General features: G+C 63.8%; 1 protein-coding gene. It reads right to left on the bottom strand.

The annotated features are described in order from the left end of the window. On the bottom strand, window positions 1–1,431 hold a 1,431-nt coding region (locus tag AC1D1M_RS31320; RefSeq protein WP_477778676.1), incomplete at both ends, for an immunoglobulin-like domain-containing protein.

Raw genomic sequence — 1,431 nt, 5'->3', positions numbered from 1 at the left:
GGCGACCGAACTTGTAGCGCTCAGGCTGAGGTTGGTGGTGTCGATGGTGTCGGTGACGGTGGTGCTGACCGGGTTTTTGTCGGCGACCAGGTTCTCGTAATTGCCGCCGCTGACGTCGGTGATCGAGTTGGTCAGCGGCGCATGGCCAGCCAGCACGTCGTTCGGYGCGGGGGYGGTCACGCTGCCGGTGGTTTCGCCGACCGCGATGGTGATGCTCTGGCCGTTGGCCAACGTCACGACGACAGGCGAACCGGTGACGGCGGCACCAACGGTGGCGGTGTAGGTGACAGTGCCACCCTCGGCCGCGGTTTCAGTCGCGGTCAGCTTCACGGTAGTGGTGTCGATGGTGTCGGTGACGCTGGTCACCGCCGGCACGCTGCTCGACACCAGGTTCTCGAAGTTGCCACCGGTGGCGGTGGAAATGCTGACTTCGACTTTGCCAGCATCTTTGTACACGTCGTCTTTCGGCGCATCGACGGTCACCGAGCCAGTGGTTTTCCCGGCCTCAATCGTGATCACGGCACCGTTCGACAGGGTCACGTTCACCGGTGTCCCGGCCGGATTGGTCAGGGTCGCGGTGTAGATGATCGAGCCACCTTCGGCCACGGCACCGGTCGCGCTCAGCGACAAATTGGTGGTATCCGGAGTATCGGTGACGGTAGTGCTGACCGGGGTTTTGTCGGCGACCAGGTTCTCGTAGTTACCGCCGCTGACGTCGGTGATCGAGTTGGTCAATGGAGCATGGCCAGCCAGCACGTCGTTCGGCGCGGGGGTGCTCACGCTGCCGGTAGTTTCGCCGACCGCGATGGTGATGCTCTGGCCGTTGGCCAACGTCACGACGACCGGCGAACCGGTGACGGCGGCACCAACCGTMGCGGTGTAGGTGACGGTGCCGCCCTCGGCCGCGGTTTCGCTCGCKGTCAGTTTCACCGTCGAGGTGTCGATGGTGTCGGTCACTTCAGTCACCGCCGGTACGCTGCTCGGCACCAGGTTCTCGAAGTTGCCGCCGGTGGCGGTGGAAATGCTGACTTCGACTTTGCCAGCATCTTTGTAGACGTCGTCTTTTGGTGCATCGACAGTCACGGTGCCGGTGGTTTTCCCGGCCTCGATATTGATCACCGCGCCGTTGCTCAGGGTCACGGTCACCGGCGAACCGGCGGCGTTGGTCAGGGTGGCGGTGTAGATGATCGAGCCACCCTCGGCGACCGAGCTTGTGGCGCTCAGGCTGAGGTTGGTGGTGTCGACGGTGTCGGTCACGGTGGTGCTGACCGGGTTTTTATCGGCCACCAGGTTTTCGTAGTTACCGCCGCTGACGTCGGTGATCGAGTTGGTCAGCGGGGCGTGACCAGCCAGCACGTCGTTCGGCGCGCTGGTGGTGATGGTGCCGGTGGTGTGACCGACGGCGATGGTGATGGTCTGGCCGTTGGCCAA

This window comes from Pseudomonas sp. P1_F7, from assembly GCF_056405655.1.
This window is presented reverse-complemented; position numbering and strand designations above follow the sequence as displayed.